At 54.7% G+C, this 16,290-nt stretch carries 15 protein-coding genes; 12 read left to right on the top strand and 3 right to left on the bottom strand.

Going from position 1 to position 16,290, the window contains the following annotated elements:
* Nucleotides 1–2: 2 nt before the first annotated feature.
* The 3 genes from leuB to leuL form a co-directional block, all read right to left on the bottom strand.
* Nucleotides 3–1,094, bottom strand: coding sequence for a 3-isopropylmalate dehydrogenase (leuB, locus tag CMQ96_RS23105; RefSeq protein WP_004872190.1), 1,092 nt, complete (start codon nucleotides 1,092–1,094; stop codon nucleotides 3–5).
* Complete coding sequence (leuA, locus tag CMQ96_RS23100) at nucleotides 1,094–2,665, bottom strand: 2-isopropylmalate synthase (RefSeq protein WP_004128923.1); 1,572 nt, start codon at nucleotides 2,663–2,665, stop codon at nucleotides 1,094–1,096. The genes leuB and leuA overlap by 1 nt, the downstream gene beginning before the upstream one ends.
* A 95-nt stretch (nucleotides 2,666–2,760) precedes the next feature.
* Complete coding sequence (gene leuL / locus CMQ96_RS29055; protein ID WP_009654551.1) at nucleotides 2,761–2,847, bottom strand: leu operon leader peptide; 87 nt, start codon at nucleotides 2,845–2,847, stop codon at nucleotides 2,761–2,763.
* Between the two features lie 26 nt (nucleotides 2,848–2,873).
* Here leuL and CMQ96_RS28710 point away from each other — a divergent pair, with 26 nt between their 5' ends.
* From CMQ96_RS28710 to mraY, 12 genes are all read left to right on the top strand, one after another.
* Nucleotides 2,874–3,080, top strand: a complete 207-nt coding sequence (locus tag CMQ96_RS28710) for a hypothetical protein (protein WP_128805007.1) — start codon at nucleotides 2,874–2,876, stop codon at nucleotides 3,078–3,080.
* A 370-nt stretch (nucleotides 3,081–3,450) separates the two neighbouring features.
* Complete coding sequence (leuO, locus tag CMQ96_RS23090; protein ID WP_098067380.1) at nucleotides 3,451–4,419, top strand: transcriptional regulator LeuO; 969 nt, start codon at nucleotides 3,451–3,453, stop codon at nucleotides 4,417–4,419.
* Between the two features lie 391 nt (nucleotides 4,420–4,810).
* The gene (gene ilvI / locus CMQ96_RS23085; protein ID WP_098067379.1) at nucleotides 4,811–6,535 is read left to right on the top strand and encodes an acetolactate synthase 3 large subunit; all 1,725 of its coding nucleotides are present in this window, start codon (nucleotides 4,811–4,813) and stop codon (nucleotides 6,533–6,535) included.
* A gap of 2 nt (nucleotides 6,536–6,537) precedes the next feature.
* Entirely contained in the window at nucleotides 6,538–7,029 is a 492-nt protein-coding gene (gene ilvN / locus CMQ96_RS23080; protein ID WP_004098573.1) for an acetolactate synthase small subunit, read from the top strand.
* A gap of 180 nt (nucleotides 7,030–7,209) precedes the next feature.
* The gene (cra, locus tag CMQ96_RS23075; protein ID WP_004098577.1) at nucleotides 7,210–8,214 is read left to right on the top strand and encodes a catabolite repressor/activator; all 1,005 of its coding nucleotides are present in this window, start codon (nucleotides 7,210–7,212) and stop codon (nucleotides 8,212–8,214) included.
* Nucleotides 8,215–8,839: 625 nt separating this feature from the next.
* Nucleotides 8,840–9,298 (top strand): division/cell wall cluster transcriptional repressor MraZ, encoded by a 459-nt coding sequence (mraZ, locus tag CMQ96_RS23065; RefSeq protein ID WP_004108122.1) that lies wholly within the window; start codon nucleotides 8,840–8,842, stop codon nucleotides 9,296–9,298.
* A 1-nt stretch (nucleotide 9,299) separates the two neighbouring features.
* Entirely contained in the window at nucleotides 9,300–10,241 is a 942-nt protein-coding gene (gene rsmH / locus CMQ96_RS23060) for a 16S rRNA (cytosine(1402)-N(4))-methyltransferase RsmH (RefSeq protein ID WP_004128935.1), read from the top strand.
* Nucleotides 10,238–10,603 (top strand): cell division protein FtsL, encoded by a 366-nt coding sequence (gene ftsL / locus CMQ96_RS23055; RefSeq protein ID WP_002888550.1) that lies wholly within the window; start codon nucleotides 10,238–10,240, stop codon nucleotides 10,601–10,603. Before rsmH ends, ftsL begins: the two co-directional genes overlap by 4 nt.
* A 15-nt stretch (nucleotides 10,604–10,618) precedes the next feature.
* Complete coding sequence (locus tag CMQ96_RS23050) at nucleotides 10,619–12,385, top strand: peptidoglycan glycosyltransferase FtsI (protein ID WP_004098582.1); 1,767 nt, start codon at nucleotides 10,619–10,621, stop codon at nucleotides 12,383–12,385.
* Nucleotides 12,372–13,859 carry a UDP-N-acetylmuramoyl-L-alanyl-D-glutamate--2,6-diaminopimelate ligase gene (murE, locus tag CMQ96_RS23045; protein WP_004872180.1) on the top strand — a complete coding sequence of 496 codons (1,488 nt, stop codon included), beginning with the start codon at nucleotides 12,372–12,374 and terminating at the stop codon, nucleotides 13,857–13,859. The genes CMQ96_RS23050 and murE overlap by 14 nt, the downstream gene beginning before the upstream one ends.
* Nucleotides 13,856–15,214: a UDP-N-acetylmuramoyl-tripeptide--D-alanyl-D-alanine ligase gene (gene murF, locus CMQ96_RS23040; protein ID WP_024360309.1), complete on the top strand. Its 1,359-nt coding sequence runs from the start codon at nucleotides 13,856–13,858 to the stop codon at nucleotides 15,212–15,214. Before murE ends, murF begins: the two co-directional genes overlap by 4 nt.
* Complete coding sequence (gene mraY, locus CMQ96_RS23035) at nucleotides 15,208–16,290, top strand: phospho-N-acetylmuramoyl-pentapeptide-transferase (RefSeq protein WP_004098585.1); 1,083 nt, start codon at nucleotides 15,208–15,210, stop codon at nucleotides 16,288–16,290. The genes murF and mraY overlap by 7 nt, the downstream gene beginning before the upstream one ends.

Raw genomic sequence — 16,290 nt, 5'->3', positions numbered from 1 at the left:
GATTACACCCCTTCAGCGACATAGCGGGCAATGATATCGCCCATTTCATCGGTACTGACCGCCGCCGCGCCGCGCGCTAAATCGCCGGTACGCACGCCTTCTTCTAATGCACGGTTGATCGCATTTTCAATCGCTGTTGCCGCGCTATCGGCATCCAGGCTGTAGCGCAGCAGCAGCGCCAGCGAGAGGATCTGCGCGATCGGGTTCGCGATGTTCTTACCGGCGATGTCCGGCGCGGAGCCGCCTGCGGGCTCGTATAAGCCGAAGCCCTGCTCGTTGAGGCTGGCGGACGGCAGCATTCCCATTGAACCGGTGATCATGGCGCATTCGTCAGACAGAATGTCGCCGAAAAGGTTGGAACACAGCAGAACGTCAAACTGGGACGGATCTTTAATCAGCTGCATGGTAGCGTTGTCGATATACATATGCGACAGCTCAACGTCAGGATACTGTTTGCTGATTTCGCTGACGATTTCACGCCACAAAATAGAAGACTGCAGCACGTTCGCTTTATCAATTGAGGTCACTTTGTGGCGACGCTTGCGGGCGGACTCGAAGGCGATATGGGCGATACGCTCAATCTCAAAGCGATGATACACCTCGGTATCAAACGCTTTCTCGTGCTGGCCGCTGCCTTCGCGGCCTTTCGGCTGGCCGAAGTAGATGCCGCCGGTCAGTTCGCGGACGCATAAAATATCGAAGCCGTTGGCGGCGATATCGGCGCGCAGCGGGCAGAATTCTTCCAGACCCTGGTACAGCTTAGCCGGACGCAGGTTGCTAAATAATTTGAAGTGCTTACGCAGAGGCAGCAGCGCCCCGCGCTCCGGCTGTTCCGCGGGCGGCAGATGCTCCCATTTCGGTCCGCCAACGGAGCCGAACAGAATCGCGTCGGCCTGCTCGCAGCCTTCGACGGTAGACTGAGGCAGCGGAGTGCCCTGACGGTCAATGGCGATACCGCCCACGTCATGCTGGCTGGTGGTAATGCGCATATCAAAACGGTGGCGAACGGCTTCCAGTACTTTCAACGCCTGGTTCATCACTTCCGGGCCAATACCATCACCTGGTAAAACAGCAATATGGTAATTCTTCGACATTACACGGTTTCCTTATTGTTCTCTTTATTCTGAGCTTTGCGTTGCAACTCTTTTTCGACTTCAGCGGCGCGCCAGATGTTGTTCAGGACGTGAACCATGGCTTTCGCGGAAGACTCCACAATATCCGTCGCCAGACCCACGCCGTGGAAGCGGCGGCCGTTGTAGTTAGCCACGATGTCAACCTGACCCAGCGCGTCTTTACCCTGGCCTTTAGCGTTCAGGTCATATTTAACTAACTCAATCTCATAGCCGGTGATGCGGTTAATGGCCTGATAAATGGCGTCCACCGGGCCGTTACCGTTAGCGGCCTCAGCTTTTGTCTCATCGCCGCAGGCCAGCTTCACGGAGGCGGTTGCGATATCGCTGGAACCGGACTGCACGCTGAAGTAATCGAGGCGGAAATGCTCCGGTTCTTCCTGCTGTTTGTTAATGAAGGCTAACGCCTCCAGGTCATAGTCGAATACCTGGCCCTTCTTATCCGCCAGCTTCAGGAACGCATCATACAAATGGTCCATGTTGTAGTCGGTTTCTTTATAGCCCATCTCTTCCATACGGTGTTTCACCGCTGCGCGGCCGGAGCGGGAAGTCAGGTTCAGCTGTACCTGGTTCAGCCCGATAGATTCTGGCGTCATGATTTCGTAGTTTTCGCGATTCTTCAGCACGCCATCCTGGTGAATACCGGAAGAGTGGGCGAAGGCGCCGGTACCGACGATCGCTTTGTTGGCAGGAATCGGCATATTGCAGATCTGGCTCACGGTCTGGCTGGTACGCCAGATTTCCTGGTGATTAATGCGGGTGTGCACATTCATAATGTCTTTGCGCACTTTGATGGCCATGATCACCTCTTCCAGAGAGCAGTTACCGGCGCGTTCGCCGATACCGTTCATCGCGCCTTCCACCTGACGAGCGCCGGCGTGGACCGCGGCGAGGGCGTTACCGACCGCGATGCCCAGGTCGTCATGGGTATGGACGGAGATGATGGCTTTGTCGATATTGGGGACGTGTTCGTACAGACCGGTGATAATGTTGGCGAATTCGAACGGCATGGTGTAGCCGACGGTATCCGGAATATTGATGGTCGTTGCGCCTGCATTAATCGCGGCTTCAACAACGCGAGCCAGATCGGCGATCGGCGTACGGCCAGCGTCTTCACAGGAAAACTCGACATCGTCAGTGTAGTTACGCGCGCGTTTCACCATATAGATCGCCCGTTCGATAACTTCATCCAGGTTACTGCGCAGCTTGGTCGCGATATGCATCGGCGAGGTGGCGATAAAGGTGTGAATACGGAACGCTTCTGCGACTTTTAATGATTCCGCCGCAACGTCGATATCTTTTTCTACGCAGCGCGCCAGCGCGCAAACGCGGCTGTTTTTGATGGTGCGCGCAATGGTTTGTACGGACTCAAAGTCGCCAGGGGATGAGACCGGAAAACCGACTTCCATCACGTCAACGCCCATCCGCTCAAGGGCCATAGCAATCTGCAGTTTTTCTTTCACACTCAGGCTGGCTTGTAACGCTTGTTCACCGTCGCGTAAGGTCGTATCGAAAATAATGACTTGCTGGCTCATGGTTTAGATCCTTGTTCTCTGTCCTGGCGCCTTGCTTGCGAGCATAAAAAAACCCGCGCATTGGCGCGGGTTTTATAGTCTTGCTGGAAGATGACTTAACGATGAACGTCGCCCAACAGCCTACCGCGCAAAATGGATGCGTTTAGTAGTAGTAGGCTGAGAAAGCGAATGCTGCGAATCATTGCGTCATGCTCCAGATGAAATCGTTATGCTTTTAGAGTTACTGGATATGGGGTTTGATGTCAACCCTTGGGTGAAGAAAAGGCCTTTTTACCTGAGAGGGGAATTAGCTAATTGTGCTGACAATCGCGCTTTTTTGCCGATGATCCTTTTTAGGGTATCGGGACATGTTGAGATAATTTCACCATTTGATAATTTTCATTTTCAATTGCCGCTTCGTGGATATGGCGCATGATCAGCTTCATATCTTAATGAAAACGCTAAATTTATTTGTTTTGTGAATGTGTTCATACATATGAAAGTGAATTATCAATGATAATAAAATGTGAATTTTAGGGGAGGGTTAAATTGATATTGTAATAGCGCTTAAATTATAGTTAACCGTTGCTGTTATTGTTTATTTTTAATATTTATGGGTACACTTAATTCCATCAAGTAAACGATATGGTTTGGGTTGTCACGGGAAGGTTTAAAAGCCGATTTTCTGGTGCTACTCATAACCTTGATATATTCCTAAAATTCATCTTTGCTCTTTTGCAAATGTCATATGCATGATAAATGATATTTCAGAATTAATTACTGCACTTTGGCAAAGGGAATTTAGCGTGACAGTGGAGTTAAATATGTTAAAAGAAGATACTGAATATAAATCAACCTCTGAGGTAGAAAACACTAAACCTCAGCTGCGGATGGTCGACCTCAATCTGCTAACCGTATTCGATGCGGTTATGCAGGAACAAAATATCACCCGTGCGGCGCATTCCCTGGGCATGTCGCAGCCGGCGGTCAGCAATGCGGTATCACGGCTGAAAGTGATGTTTAATGATGAGCTGTTTGTTCGTTATGGACGCGGCATCCAGCCAACGGCGCGCGCTTATCAGCTATTTGGTTCTGTACGGCAGGCATTGCAATTAGTGCAGAACGAATTGCCGGGCTCGGGCTTTGAGCCGCTTAGCAGCGAGCGGGTGTTTAATTTATGCGTTTGCAGCCCGCTGGATAACGCGTTGACTTCGGTTATTTTCAATAAAGTTGGCGAGATCGCGCCCAACATTCATTTGGTCTTTAAATCGGCATTGAATCAAAACACGGAACATCAATTACGTTATCAGGAAATCGAATTCGTCGTTGGCTATGAAGAGTTTCGTCGCCCTGAGTTTGCCTGCGTGCCTTTATTTAAAGATGAAATGGTTTTGGTGGCGAGCCGTAAACATCCACGTATTTCTGGCCCGATGATGGAAAACGATATTTATCAGGAGGAGCACGCCGTTGTCGCTCTCGATCGTTACGCCTCATTTAGCCAGCCATGGTACGACACTGCTGATAAACAATCGCGTATTGCCTATCAGGGGAACGCGATGGTCAGCGTATTAAATGTGGTTTCTCAGACCAACATGGTCGCTATCGCACCGCGCTGGTTAGCCAGCGAGTTTGCCGATAAGCTGGATTTGCAAATATTACCTTTGCCGCTGAAAGTGAATAGCCGTACCTGCTATCTTTCCTGGCATGAGGCGGCGGGCCGTGATAAAGGCCATCAGTGGATGGAAGAATTGCTGGTGAATATCTGCAAGCGATAAACGGTCGCAATACAAACGGGGGCTTCGGCTCCTGCTTTGTGTGACAAAATTCACAAAATGTAGAATTTTATTCTGTTTGCATTTCTCAGCCTCTCGCGCTGTCAGTTAAAAAATGGATGATTTGCTGTAGTTGGTTATTTTCCCCGAGTATTGACTATCATATTTTCTTATCTCCGAAGTTTTTCACCGTGTTTTACCTGCGAACCTTTCTTTTATCCTTTTAATGCCTCTTATGCGCCGACGGTCGCCAATTGCCTGCCCGTTAGCGAGCAGTTATGGTAACGGCATGCAGTCTATTCACCTCACTACGAAGCCATTGCGCTTCGTCTTGTGCGAGCGCGCGGAAATCGGATTCCGCTGTCGTTAAAAACAATAAGCCGGGAGGCAAACCATGGAGATGTTGTCAGGAGCCGAAATGGTCGTCCAGTCGCTGGTCGATCAGGGCGTCAAGCAGGTATTCGGTTATCCCGGGGGCGCTGTCCTCGATATCTATGACGCGTTACACACCCTGGGCGGTATCGATCACGTTCTGGTCCGCCATGAGCAAGCTGCCGTTCATATGGCGGATGGCCTTGCCCGCGCAACCGGCGAAGTCGGGGTGGTGCTGGTCACTTCCGGTCCGGGGGCGACTAACGCGATAACCGGCATTGCGACGGCTTATATGGATTCCATTCCGCTGGTGATTCTTTCCGGCCAGGTCGCGACCTCCTTAATCGGCTACGATGCGTTCCAGGAGTGCGACATGGTTGGCATCTCCCGACCGGTGGTCAAACACAGCTTCCTGGTTAAGCAAACCGAAGATATTCCTGGCGTGCTGAAAAAGGCCTTTTGGCTGGCGGCCAGCGGGCGTCCCGGCCCGGTTGTCGTCGATTTACCGAAAGATATCCTCAATCCGGCCAAAAAACTGCCGTACGTCTGGCCGGATACGGTTAGCATGCGCTCGTATAACCCGACGACGTCGGGCCATAAAGGGCAGATTAAACGTGCGCTGCAGACGCTGGTAGCGGCAAAAAAACCGGTGGTGTATGTCGGCGGCGGGGCGATTAACGCCCAATGTGAACCGCAGCTGTATACACTGGTTGAGAAGCTGAAGCTGCCGGTGGCGTCTTCGCTGATGGGGCTCGGCGCCTTTCCGGCATCGCACCAGCAGGCGCTGGGGATGCTGGGCATGCATGGCACTTATGAAGCCAACATGACCATGCACAATTCCGACGTGATTTTCGCCGTTGGCGTGCGCTTCGACGATCGTACGACAAATAATCTGGCCAGGTACTGTCCGAACGCGACGGTACTGCATATCGATATCGATCCTACTTCTATATCCAAGACGGTGCCTGCCGACGTGCCTATCGTTGGCGACGCCCGCCTGGTGCTGGAACAGATGCTGGAGCTGCTCGAACACGAGGAGACCCAGCAGCCGCTGGATGAAATCCGCGACTGGTGGCAGCAGATTGAACAGTGGCGCGCGCGTCACTGCCTGCAATACGACACGCAAAGCGGCAAGATTAAACCGCAGGCGGTAATTGAAACCATCTGGCGGCTGACTCACGGCGATGCGTACGTGACGTCCGACGTCGGTCAGCATCAGATGTTCGCGGCGCTCTATTATCCTTTCGACAAACCGCGGCGTTGGATTAACTCCGGTGGTCTCGGGACCATGGGATTCGGCCTTCCCGCCGCGCTGGGCGTGAAGATGGCGCTGCCGGAGGAAACGGTGATTTGCGTGACCGGCGACGGCAGCATCCAGATGAATATTCAGGAGCTCTCCACCGCGCTGCAGTACGAGCTGCCGGTGCTGGTGCTGAATCTTAATAACCGCTATCTCGGGATGGTGAAGCAGTGGCAGGATATGCTCTACTCCGGCCGTCATTCGCAGTCCTATATGGAGTCATTGCCTGATTTTGCTCGCGTAGCGGAAGCCTACGGCCATGTGGGAATTCGTATTAGCGACCCGCAGGCGCTGGAAGCGAAGCTAGCCGAGGCGCTGGAGCAGGTACGTAACAATCGACTGGTTTTTGTCGATGTCACGGTTGACGGCAGTGAGCATGTATACCCCATGCAAATTCGTGGCGGCGGTATGGATGAGATGTGGCTGAGCAAAACGGAGAGGACCTGATTATGCGCCGGATATTATCAGTATTACTGGAGAACGAATCGGGCGCTTTATCCCGCGTGATCGGCCTCTTTTCACAGCGCGGTTATAATATTGAAAGCCTGACGGTAGCGCCGACGGACGATCCGACGTTATCCAGAATGACGATTCAGACCGTTGGCGATGAGAAAGCGATTGAGCAGATCGAAAAGCAGCTGCACAAGCTGGTGGACGTTCTGCGCGTTAACGAACTCGGGCAAGGCGCGCACGTAGAGCGCGAGATTATGCTGGTGAAAGTGCAGGCCAGCGGCTATGGGCGCGATGAGGTCAAGCGCAATACGGAAATCTTCCGCGGACAAATTATCGACGTCACGCCGTCTATCTATACCGTTCAGTTGGCGGGAACCAGCGACAAGCTTGATGCGTTTTTAGCGTCGCTGCGCGATGTGGCTCGTATTGTTGAGGTAGCCCGCTCCGGCGTTGTCGGATTGTCGCGTGGCGACAAAATCATGCGCTGAGCAGCGCAAACTGACGTAAAAATAGCCCGACACCCCCTGTCGGGCTATTTTTTTGCGAAATCGGTGGGAACTGTGGACTAAAGCGGTTGCTGCACTTACTTTTCTGCGCTTAGATGTTATAAAAACGAATCCATACCTGAAGAATGGTTATGTTCTGTACTTATTACCCAAGGGGAAATTGTGAAACTGGATGAAATCGCCCGGCTGGCCGGTGTCTCGCGAACTACCGCTAGCTATGTGATTAATGGTAAAGCGAAGCAGTATCGCGTCAGCGATAAAACTGTTGAAAAGGTGATGGCGGTTGTTCGTGAGCACAACTATCACCCGAATGCGGTTGCTGCAGGCTTGCGTGCAGGACGTACGCGTTCCATTGGCCTGGTTATCCCGGACCTGGAAAACACCAGCTATACGCGCATCGCAAATTACCTGGAGCGTCAGGCGCGCCAGCGCGGCTATCAGCTGCTGATCGCCTGTTCCGAAGATCAACCGGATAACGAAATGCGTTGCATTGAGCATCTGCTGCAGCGTCAGGTCGATGCGATTATCGTTTCCACCTCATTACCTCCTGAGCATCCGTTCTATCAGCGCTGGGCTAACGATCCGTTCCCGATTGTTGCCCTTGACCGCGCGCTCGATCGTGAGCACTTCACCAGCGTCGTCGGCGCCGATCAGGACGACGCTGAAATGCTTGGGGCGGAGTTACGTAAATTCCCTGCTGAAACGGTGCTGTACCTTGGCGCACTGCCGGAACTTTCGGTGAGCTTCCTGCGTGAGCAGGGATTCCGTACGGCGTGGAAGGACGATCCGCGAGAGGTGCATTTCCTCTACGCTAACAGCTACGAGCGCGAAGCCGCGGCCCAGCTTTTCGAAAAGTGGCTGGAAACTCATCCGATGCCTCAGGCGCTGTTTACAACTTCATTTCCGTTACTGCAGGGGGTGATGGACGTCACGCTGCGCCGGGAAGGGAAGCTGCCTTCGGAACTAGCGATTGCGACTTTTGGCGATAATGAGCTGCTGGATTTCCTCCAGTGCCCCGTTTTAGCCGTTGCTCAGCGTCATCGCGACGTTGCGGAACGCGTGCTGGAGATTGTGCTCGCCAGCCTTGATGAACCGCGGAAGCCGAAACCGGGGTTAAGCCGCATTCGGCGCAATCTTTATCGCCGCGGCAGTCTGAACCGCCGCTAGCGCGTTATCAGGATTATTCGTTACGCATTCGCCAGACGGTTACGCGTCTGGCGATAATTCGATGAGATGACGTAAAAATTGCAGGGTTAAGCATCTTTCAGACAAATCCTTAATCTTCCTGACATCTCTTTTAATTTTATTCTTAGCCTTCTTTATTTTGCGCTTTAATTAGCCCATTAAGGGATTAATGAATTTAGTTGTATTATTTTGTTACATTCGGCGGGTGAGTTGCTGAATTAACACCCGTTTCCTCGCTATTATGAAAGCCATAAGCGCTGTACTCCGCAGTAAGAGTGCCTCTCCTGCGAAAACTGGTACTGTTAACGGTCACCAGAATGGCCTAAAATGCCGCTCGCGTCGCAAACTGACACTTTATATTTTCCCCGCGAAGATATTTTGCTGCTTTAACTGTTACAAGTTTGTTGGTTGTTTTCTTACCGATATTCATAACGTTAATTTGCCTCGTTTGTTGGTTGATTTTTCCTCAGGGCGAATATCGGCTGTAAATAATGGGTTTTTGAGCTCTGTTGGCATTCGTGCTGGCTTGACAAGCTTTTCCTCCGCTCCGTAAACTCCTTCTTGTGGGAATTTGTGGGGTAAAGTGGCGAAAAGGGGTGAGGCTGGCATGTTCCGTGGGGCAACGTTAGTCAATCTCGACAGCAAAGGCCGTCTGGCCGTACCGACGCGCTACCGCGACGGGCTGATCGAGGATGCTTCCGGTCAATTGGTGTGCACCATTGACATCCATCACCCGTGCCTGCTGCTTTACCCTTTGCCTGAATGGGAAATCATTGAGCAAAAATTATCGCGTTTATCGAGCATGAACCCCACCGAGCGGCGCGTACAGCGTTTGCTTTTGGGACATGCCAGCGAATGTCAGATGGATAGCGCCGGGCGGCTATTAATAGCGCCGGTGCTGCGGCAACATGCCGGGCTGACAAAAGAAGTGATGCTGGTCGGGCAGTTCAATAAGTTTGAGCTGTGGGATGAAACGACCTGGTATCAACGGGTCAAGGAAGATATCGACGCTGAGCAGTCCGCTTCCGGGGAACTGTCGGAGCGCCTGCAGGATTTGTCTTTGTAAAATGATGGAAAATTATAAACACACTACGGTACTGCTGGATGAAGCCGTTAACGGCCTGAATATTCGTCCAAATGGTATCTACATTGATGGTACCTTTGGTCGCGGCGGCCACTCGCGCCTGATTCTCTCCCAGCTGGGAGCGGAGGGACGTCTGCTGGCGATCGATCGCGATCCGCAGGCTATCGCCGTCGCGAAAACTATCGATGATCCCCGCTTTTCCATCGTTCATGGTCCTTTTTCTCAGCTGGCCGACTATGTTGGCGAGCGCAATCTCACCGGTAAGATCGACGGTATTTTGCTCGATCTTGGCGTCTCCTCGCCGCAGCTGGATGACGCTGAACGTGGTTTTTCGTTTATGCGCGATGGCCCGCTGGATATGCGTATGGATCCGACGCGCGGTCAATCTGCCGCTGAATGGCTACAAACCGCCGACGAGGCGGACATCGCCTGGGTTATCAAAACCTTTGGCGAAGAGCGCTTTGGTAAACGCATCGCCCGCGCCATCGTCGAACGCAACCGCATCGAACCGATGACCCGCACCAAAGAGCTGGCGGAAGTCGTTGCGGCGGCGACGCCGGTGAAAGACAAATTCAAACATCCCGCGACCCGTACCTTCCAGGCGGTGCGCATTTGGGTGAACAGTGAACTGGAGGAGATAGAGCAGGCGCTAAAAAGCTCGCTCAGCGTGCTGGCCCCGGGCGGGCGGCTCTCAATCATCAGTTTCCACTCGCTGGAAGACCGTATTGTGAAGCGCTTTATGCGCGAGCAAAGCCGCGGTCCGCAGGTTCCGGCAGGGTTACCGATGACCGAAGAGCAGCTTAAAAAACTGGGCGGCCGTGAGCTAAGAGCATTAGGCAAGTTGATGCCGGGCGAAAAAGAGGTAGCTGAAAATCCTCGTGCCCGTAGTTCAGTTCTGCGTATTGCAGAGAGGACGAACGCATGATCGGCAGAGTGACAGAAGCCCTAAGCAAGGTGAAAGGGTCGATAGGAAGCAACGAGCGCCATGCTTTGCCTGGCGTGATCGGAGACGACCTTCTGCGGTTTGGGAAGCTGCCACTCTGCCTGTTCATTTGCATCATTATCACGGCGATTACGGTGGTGACAACGGCGCACCATACTCGCCTCTTAACCGCGCAGCGCGAACAGCTGGTGCTGGAACGCGACGCGCTGGATATTGAATGGCGCAACCTGATCCTCGAAGAGAACGCTCTCGGCGATCACAGTCGGGTTGAGCGGATCGCGACCGAGAAGCTGCAGATGCAGCACGTCGATCCATCACAAGAAAATATCGTTGTACAGAAATAAGGATTATTGCGACGCATGAAAGCAGCGCCGAAAACGCCAAAAGCAAAACGTCAGGAAGAACAGGCCAACTTTATCAGTTGGCGTTTTGCGTTGCTGTGCGGCTGTATTCTGCTGGCGCTGGGCTTCCTGCTGGGCCGCGTGGCCTGGCTACAGGTAATTAGCCCGGACATGCTGGTACGTCAGGGGGACATGCGTTCTCTGCGCGTGCAGGAGGTCTCCACCGCGCGCGGCATGATAACCGATCGTTCCGGCCGCCCGCTGGCGGTGAGCGTACCGGTAAAAGCCATCTGGGCTGACCCGAAAGAGCTGCATGAAGCCGGCGGCGTGACGCTCGACAACCGCTGGAAGGCGCTGGCCGATGCGCTGAATATGCCGCTGGATCAGCTGGCATCGCGTATCAATACCAATCCGCGGATGCGTTTTATCTATCTGGCGCGTCAGGTTAACCCTGATATGGCCGATTACATCCGCAAACTCAAGCTGCCGGGCATTCATCTGCGGGAAGAGTCGCGCCGCTACTATCCGTCGGGCGAAGTAACCGCTCACCTCATTGGCTTCACTAACGTCGATAGCCAGGGGATTGAGGGCGTTGAGAAGAGCTTTGATAAGTGGCTCACCGGCCAGCCCGGCGAGCGTATCGTGCGTAAAGACCGCTACGGGCGGGTCATCGAAGATATCTCGTCTACCGATAGCCAGGCCGCGCATAACCTGGCGCTGAGCATTGATGAGCGCCTGCAGGCGCTGGTGTATCGCGAGCTGAATAATGCGGTGGCGTTTAACAAAGCGGAGTCAGGTACTGCGGTTCTGGTTGACGTCAACACCGGCGAAGTGCTGGCGATGGCCAACAGCCCATCCTACAACCCGAACAATTTCGCGGGCACCTCCAAAGATACCATGCGTAACCGCGCCATTACCGACGTGTTTGAGCCAGGTTCAACGGTAAAACCGATGGTAGTGATGACGGCGCTTCAGCGCGGCATTGTTAACGAAAATACCGTACTGAACACCATTCCCTATCGAATTAACGGCCACGAAATCAAAGACGTGGCGCGCTACAGCGAATTGACCCTGACCGGGGTGCTACAGAAGTCGAGTAACGTCGGTGTTTCCAAGCTGGCGTTAGCGATGCCGTCCTCAGCGTTAGTAGACACTTACTCACGTTTTGGACTTGGAAAAGCGACCAATTTGGGGTTGGTCGGAGAACGCAGTGGCTTATACCCTCAAAAACAACGGTGGTCTGACATAGAGAGGGCCACCTTTTCTTTCGGCTATGGGCTAATGGTAACCCCGTTACAGTTAGCGCGAGTCTACGCAACGATCGGCAGCTACGGCATCTATCGCCCGCTGTCGATTACCAAAGTTGATCCACCGGTTCCGGGCGAGCGCGTCTTCCCGGAATCACTCGTTCGTACCGTTGTTCACATGATGGAAAGCGTAGCGCTGCCCGGCGGCGGCGGCGTGAAGGCGGCGATTAAAGGCTATCGCATCGCTATTAAAACCGGTACGGCGAAGAAAGTGGGGCCCGACGGCCGCTACATCAACAAATATATTGCTTACACCGCAGGCGTTGCGCCCGCCAGCCACCCGCGTTTTGCGCTGGTGGTGGTGATCAACGATCCGCAGGCGGGTAAATACTACGGCGGCGCCGTTTCCGCGCCGGTCTTCGGTGCCATCATGGGCGGCGTACTGCGTACCATGAACATTGAACCGGATGCGCTGGCAACGGCTGAAAAAAGTGAATTAGTGATTAATCAAGGCGAGGGAACAGGTGGCAGATCGTAATTTGCGCGACCTTCTCGCTCCGTGGGTGCCAAATGCGCCGGAGCGAATTCTGCGAGAAATGACGCTGGACAGCCGGGTGGCTGCTTCTGGCGATCTTTTTGTCGCGGTTTTAGGTCATCAGGCGGACGGGCGTCGTTATATCCCGCAGGCGATAGCGCAAGGTGTTGCTGCCATTATTGCTGAGGCCAAAGATGAGGCTCATGATGGCGAAATCCGTGAAATGCACGGTGTGCCGGTTATCTATCTGAGCCAACTCAACGAGCGCTTATCCGCGCTGGCCGGACGTTTTTACCATCAGCCTTCGGAACAACTGCGCCTGGTTGGCGTCACCGGGACTAACGGCAAGACCACCACCACCCAACTGCTGGCGCAATGGGCGCAGCTGCTGGGAGAAACCAGCGCGGTCATGGGAACCGTAGGCAATGGCCTGCTGGAGAAAGTTATCCCCACGGAAAACACCACCGGTTCGGCGGTTGATGTTCAACACGTACTCTCTGGCCTGGCAGGGCAGGGGGCGACGTTCGCCGCGATGGAAGTCTCTTCCCACGGGCTGGTGCAGCATCGCGTCGCCGCGCTGCAGTTTGCCGCGTCGGTCTTCACCAACCTGAGCCGCGATCACCTTGATTATCACGGTGATATGGAGCATTACGAAGCGGCGAAATGGCTGCTCTATTCAACCCATCATTGCGGTCAGGCGATTGTCAATGCGGACGATGAAGTCGGTCGCCGCTGGCTGGCGAAGCTGCCGGATGCGGTGGCCGTATCAATGGAAGACCACATTAACCCGAACTGCCGGGGGCGTTGGCTGAAAGCAACCGCCGTGAACTATCACGACAGCGGCGCCACCATTCAGTTTGCCTCCAGTTGGGGCAACGGCGAGATCGAAAGCCGCCTGATGGGCGCCTTCAACGTTAGCAACCTGCTGCTGGCGTTAGCCACTCTGCTGGCGCTGGGCTATCCGCTGGCCGAACTGCTGAAAACCGCCGCGCGCCTGCAGCCGGTTTGCGGGCGTATGGAAGTGTTCAGCGCGCCGGGTAAACCGACCGTCGTGGTTGATTATGCCCACACGCCCGACGCGCTGGAAAAAGCGCTGCAGGCGGCGCGTCTGCACTGCAACGGTAAACTGTGGTGCGTGTTCGGCTGCGGCGGAGATCGCGACAAAGGCAAGCGCCCGCTGATGGGGGCGATCGCCGAAGAGTTTGCCGATATCGTGGTTGTCACCGATGACAACCCGCGTACCGAAGAGCCGCGGGCGATTATCAACGATATCCTGGCCGGTATGCTCGATGCGGGCCATGCCAAAGCGGTGGAAGGGCGCGCGGAGGCGGTGACCAACGCGGTAATGCAGGCGAAAGAAAACGACGTCGTTCTGGTGGCGGGTAAAGGCCACGAGGATTATCAAATTGTCGGCAATCGCCGACTCGATTACTCCGATCGCGTCACCGTGGCGCGTCTGCTGGGGGCGGTAGCATGATTCGCTTGACTCTCAGCCAGCTTGCCGACATTACGCGCGGCGAGCTGCACGGCAGCGATGTGGCGATTGAAGACGTCACCACTGACACCCGTAAGGTCACGGCAGGCTGCCTGTTCGTGGCGCTAAAAGGCGAGCGCTTTGACGCACATGACTTTGCCGAACAGGCTAAGGCTGCCGGCGCGGGCGCATTGTTGGTCAGCCGGCGGCTGGCCTGCGATTTGCCGCAGGTGGTGGTGAAGGATACGCGTCTGGCGTTCGGCGAACTGGCCGCGTGGGTGCGTCAGCAGGTTCCGGCGCGCGTGGTCGCGCTGACCGGATCTTCAGGCAAGACCTCGGTCAAAGAGATGACCGCCGCGATTCTGAGCCAGTGCGGCAATACGCTGTATACCGCTGGCAACCTGAACAACGATATCGGCGTGCCGATGACGCTGCTGCGTCTCACCAAAGAATATGACTACGCGGTTATCGAACTAGGCGCCAATCACCAGGGCGAAATTGCCTGGACCGTCAGCCTGACGCGACCTGAAGCGGCGTTAGTGAATAACCTGGCCGCCGCGCACCTGGAAGGTTTTGGTTCCCTGGAAGGCGTGGCGAAAGCGAAGGGTGAAATTTACACCGGCCTGCCGCTCAACGGCATCGCGATTATGAACGCCGACAATAATGACTGGCTGAACTGGCAAAGCGTCATTGGCGATCGTAAAACCTGGCGCTTCTCGCCGAACGCCGCCAATAGCGACTTCACGGCAACCAACGTTCATGTGACTTCGCACGGGACCGAATTTACTCTGCAAACCCCAACCGGCAGCGTTGATGTGCTGCTGCCGCTGCCGGGGCGCCATAACATCGCCAACGCGCTGGCCGCAGCGGCGCTTTCCATGGCGGTAGGCGCGACGCATGAGGCAATTAAAGCGGGGCTGAAAGATCTGAAAGCTGTGCCGGGGCGTTTATTCCCGATTCAGCTGACCGATAGCCAGCTCCTGCTGGATGATTCCTATAACGCTAACGTCGGCTCGCTGACCGCCGCGGTGCAGGTGCTATCTGAGATGCCGGGCTACCGGGTGCTGGTGGTCGGCGATATGGCTGAACTCGGCGCGGAAAGCCAGGCGTGCCATCGCCAGGTGGGCGAAGCGGCAAAAGCAGCCGGGCTCGATCGCGTACTGAGCGTAGGTTCCTTGAGCGCGGAGATCAGCGGCGCCAGCGGCGTCGGTGAACACTTTAACGATAAAGCGCTGCTGGTAACGCGGCTGCAAGCGCTGCTGTCAGAACACAAAATTATGACCATTTTAGTGAAGGGTTCACGTAGTGCCGCCATGGAAGTGGTAGTACGCGCATTACAGGAGAACGGAACATGTTAGTATGGCTGGCCGAACATTTGGTCAAATATTATTCAGGCTTTAACGTCTTTTCCTACCTGACGTTTCGCGCCATCGTCAGCCTGCTGACCGCGCTGTTCATCTCTTTGTGGATGGGCCCGCGCATGATTGCCCGTCTGCAAAAACTCTCCTTTGGCCAGGTTGTGCGTAATGATGGCCCGGAATCTCACTTTAGTAAGCGCGGTACGCCAACGATGGGTGGGATTATGATCCTGACCGCCATTGTGGTCTCTGTTCTGTTGTGGGCTTACCCATCCAACCCCTACGTCTGGTGCGTACTGACGGTTCTGGTCGGCTACGGCATCATCGGCTTCGTCGATGACTATCGCAAAGTGGTGCGTAAAGATACCAAAGGCCTGATTGCCCGCTGGAAATACTTCTGGATGTCGGTGATTGCGCTGGGCGTTGCCTTTGCGCTGTACATGGCGGGGAAAGATACGCCGGCGACTCAGCTGGTGGTGCCGTTCTTCAAAGACGTCATGCCGCAGCTGGGCCTGTTCTACGTCCTGCTGGCCTACTTTGTCATCGTCGGAACCGGGAATGCGGTCAACCTGACCGACGGCCTCGATGGGCTGGCGATTATGCCGACCGTATTTGTTGCCGCCGGATTCGCGCTGGTCGCGTGGGCGACGGGTAACATGAATTTCGCCAACTACCTGCATATCCCTTATTTGCGTCATGCCGGTGAACTGGTGATCGTCTGTACGGCGATTGTCGGCGCGGGGCTGGGCTTCTTGTGGTTTAACACCTATCCGGCGCAGGTCTTTATGGGCGATGTGGGTTCTCTGGCGCTCGGTGGCGCGCTGGGTATTATCGCCGTGCTGCTGCGCCAGGAGTTTCTGCTGGTGATTATGGGCGGCGTATTCGTAGTGGAAACGCTCTCGGTGATTCTGCAGGTCGGCTCCTTCAAGCTGCGCGGTCAGCGCATTTTCCGCATGGCGCCGATCCACCATCACTATGAACTGAAAGGCTGGCCGGAACCGCGCGTGATCGTGCGCTTCTGGATTATTTCGCTGATGCTGGTGCTGATAGGCCTGGCGACGCTGAAGGTACGTTAA

This window comes from Klebsiella sp. MBT K-1 (assembly GCF_002556465.1).
In the GTDB taxonomy this organism is placed as follows: Bacteria; Pseudomonadota; Gammaproteobacteria; order Enterobacterales; family Enterobacteriaceae; genus Klebsiella; species Klebsiella grimontii.
This window is presented reverse-complemented; position numbering and strand designations above follow the sequence as displayed.

Coding starts and splice junctions, on each gene's coding strand:
- murF (WP_024360309.1), top strand. CDS start 13,856: ATGATTCGCTTGACTCTCAGCCAGCTTGCCGACATTACGCGCGGCGAG.
- mraZ (WP_004108122.1), top strand. CDS start 8,840: ATGTTCCGTGGGGCAACGTTAGTCAATCTCGACAGCAAAGGCCGTCTG.
- CMQ96_RS28710 (WP_128805007.1), top strand. CDS start 2,874: ATGCTTTTAGAGTTACTGGATATGGGGTTTGATGTCAACCCTTGGGTG.
- leuA (WP_004128923.1), bottom strand. CDS start 2,665: ATGAGCCAGCAAGTCATTATTTTCGATACGACCTTACGCGACGGTGAA.
- leuB (WP_004872190.1), bottom strand. CDS start 1,094: ATGTCGAAGAATTACCATATTGCTGTTTTACCAGGTGATGGTATTGGC.
- CMQ96_RS23050 (WP_004098582.1), top strand. CDS start 10,619: ATGAAAGCAGCGCCGAAAACGCCAAAAGCAAAACGTCAGGAAGAACAG.
- leuL (WP_009654551.1), bottom strand. CDS start 2,847: ATGATTCGCAGCATTCGCTTTCTCAGCCTACTACTACTAAACGCATCC.
- rsmH (WP_004128935.1), top strand. CDS start 9,300: ATGATGGAAAATTATAAACACACTACGGTACTGCTGGATGAAGCCGTT.
- ftsL (WP_002888550.1), top strand. CDS start 10,238: ATGATCGGCAGAGTGACAGAAGCCCTAAGCAAGGTGAAAGGGTCGATA.
- mraY (WP_004098585.1), top strand. CDS start 15,208: ATGTTAGTATGGCTGGCCGAACATTTGGTCAAATATTATTCAGGCTTT.
- ilvI (WP_098067379.1), top strand. CDS start 4,811: ATGGAGATGTTGTCAGGAGCCGAAATGGTCGTCCAGTCGCTGGTCGAT.
- ilvN (WP_004098573.1), top strand. CDS start 6,538: ATGCGCCGGATATTATCAGTATTACTGGAGAACGAATCGGGCGCTTTA.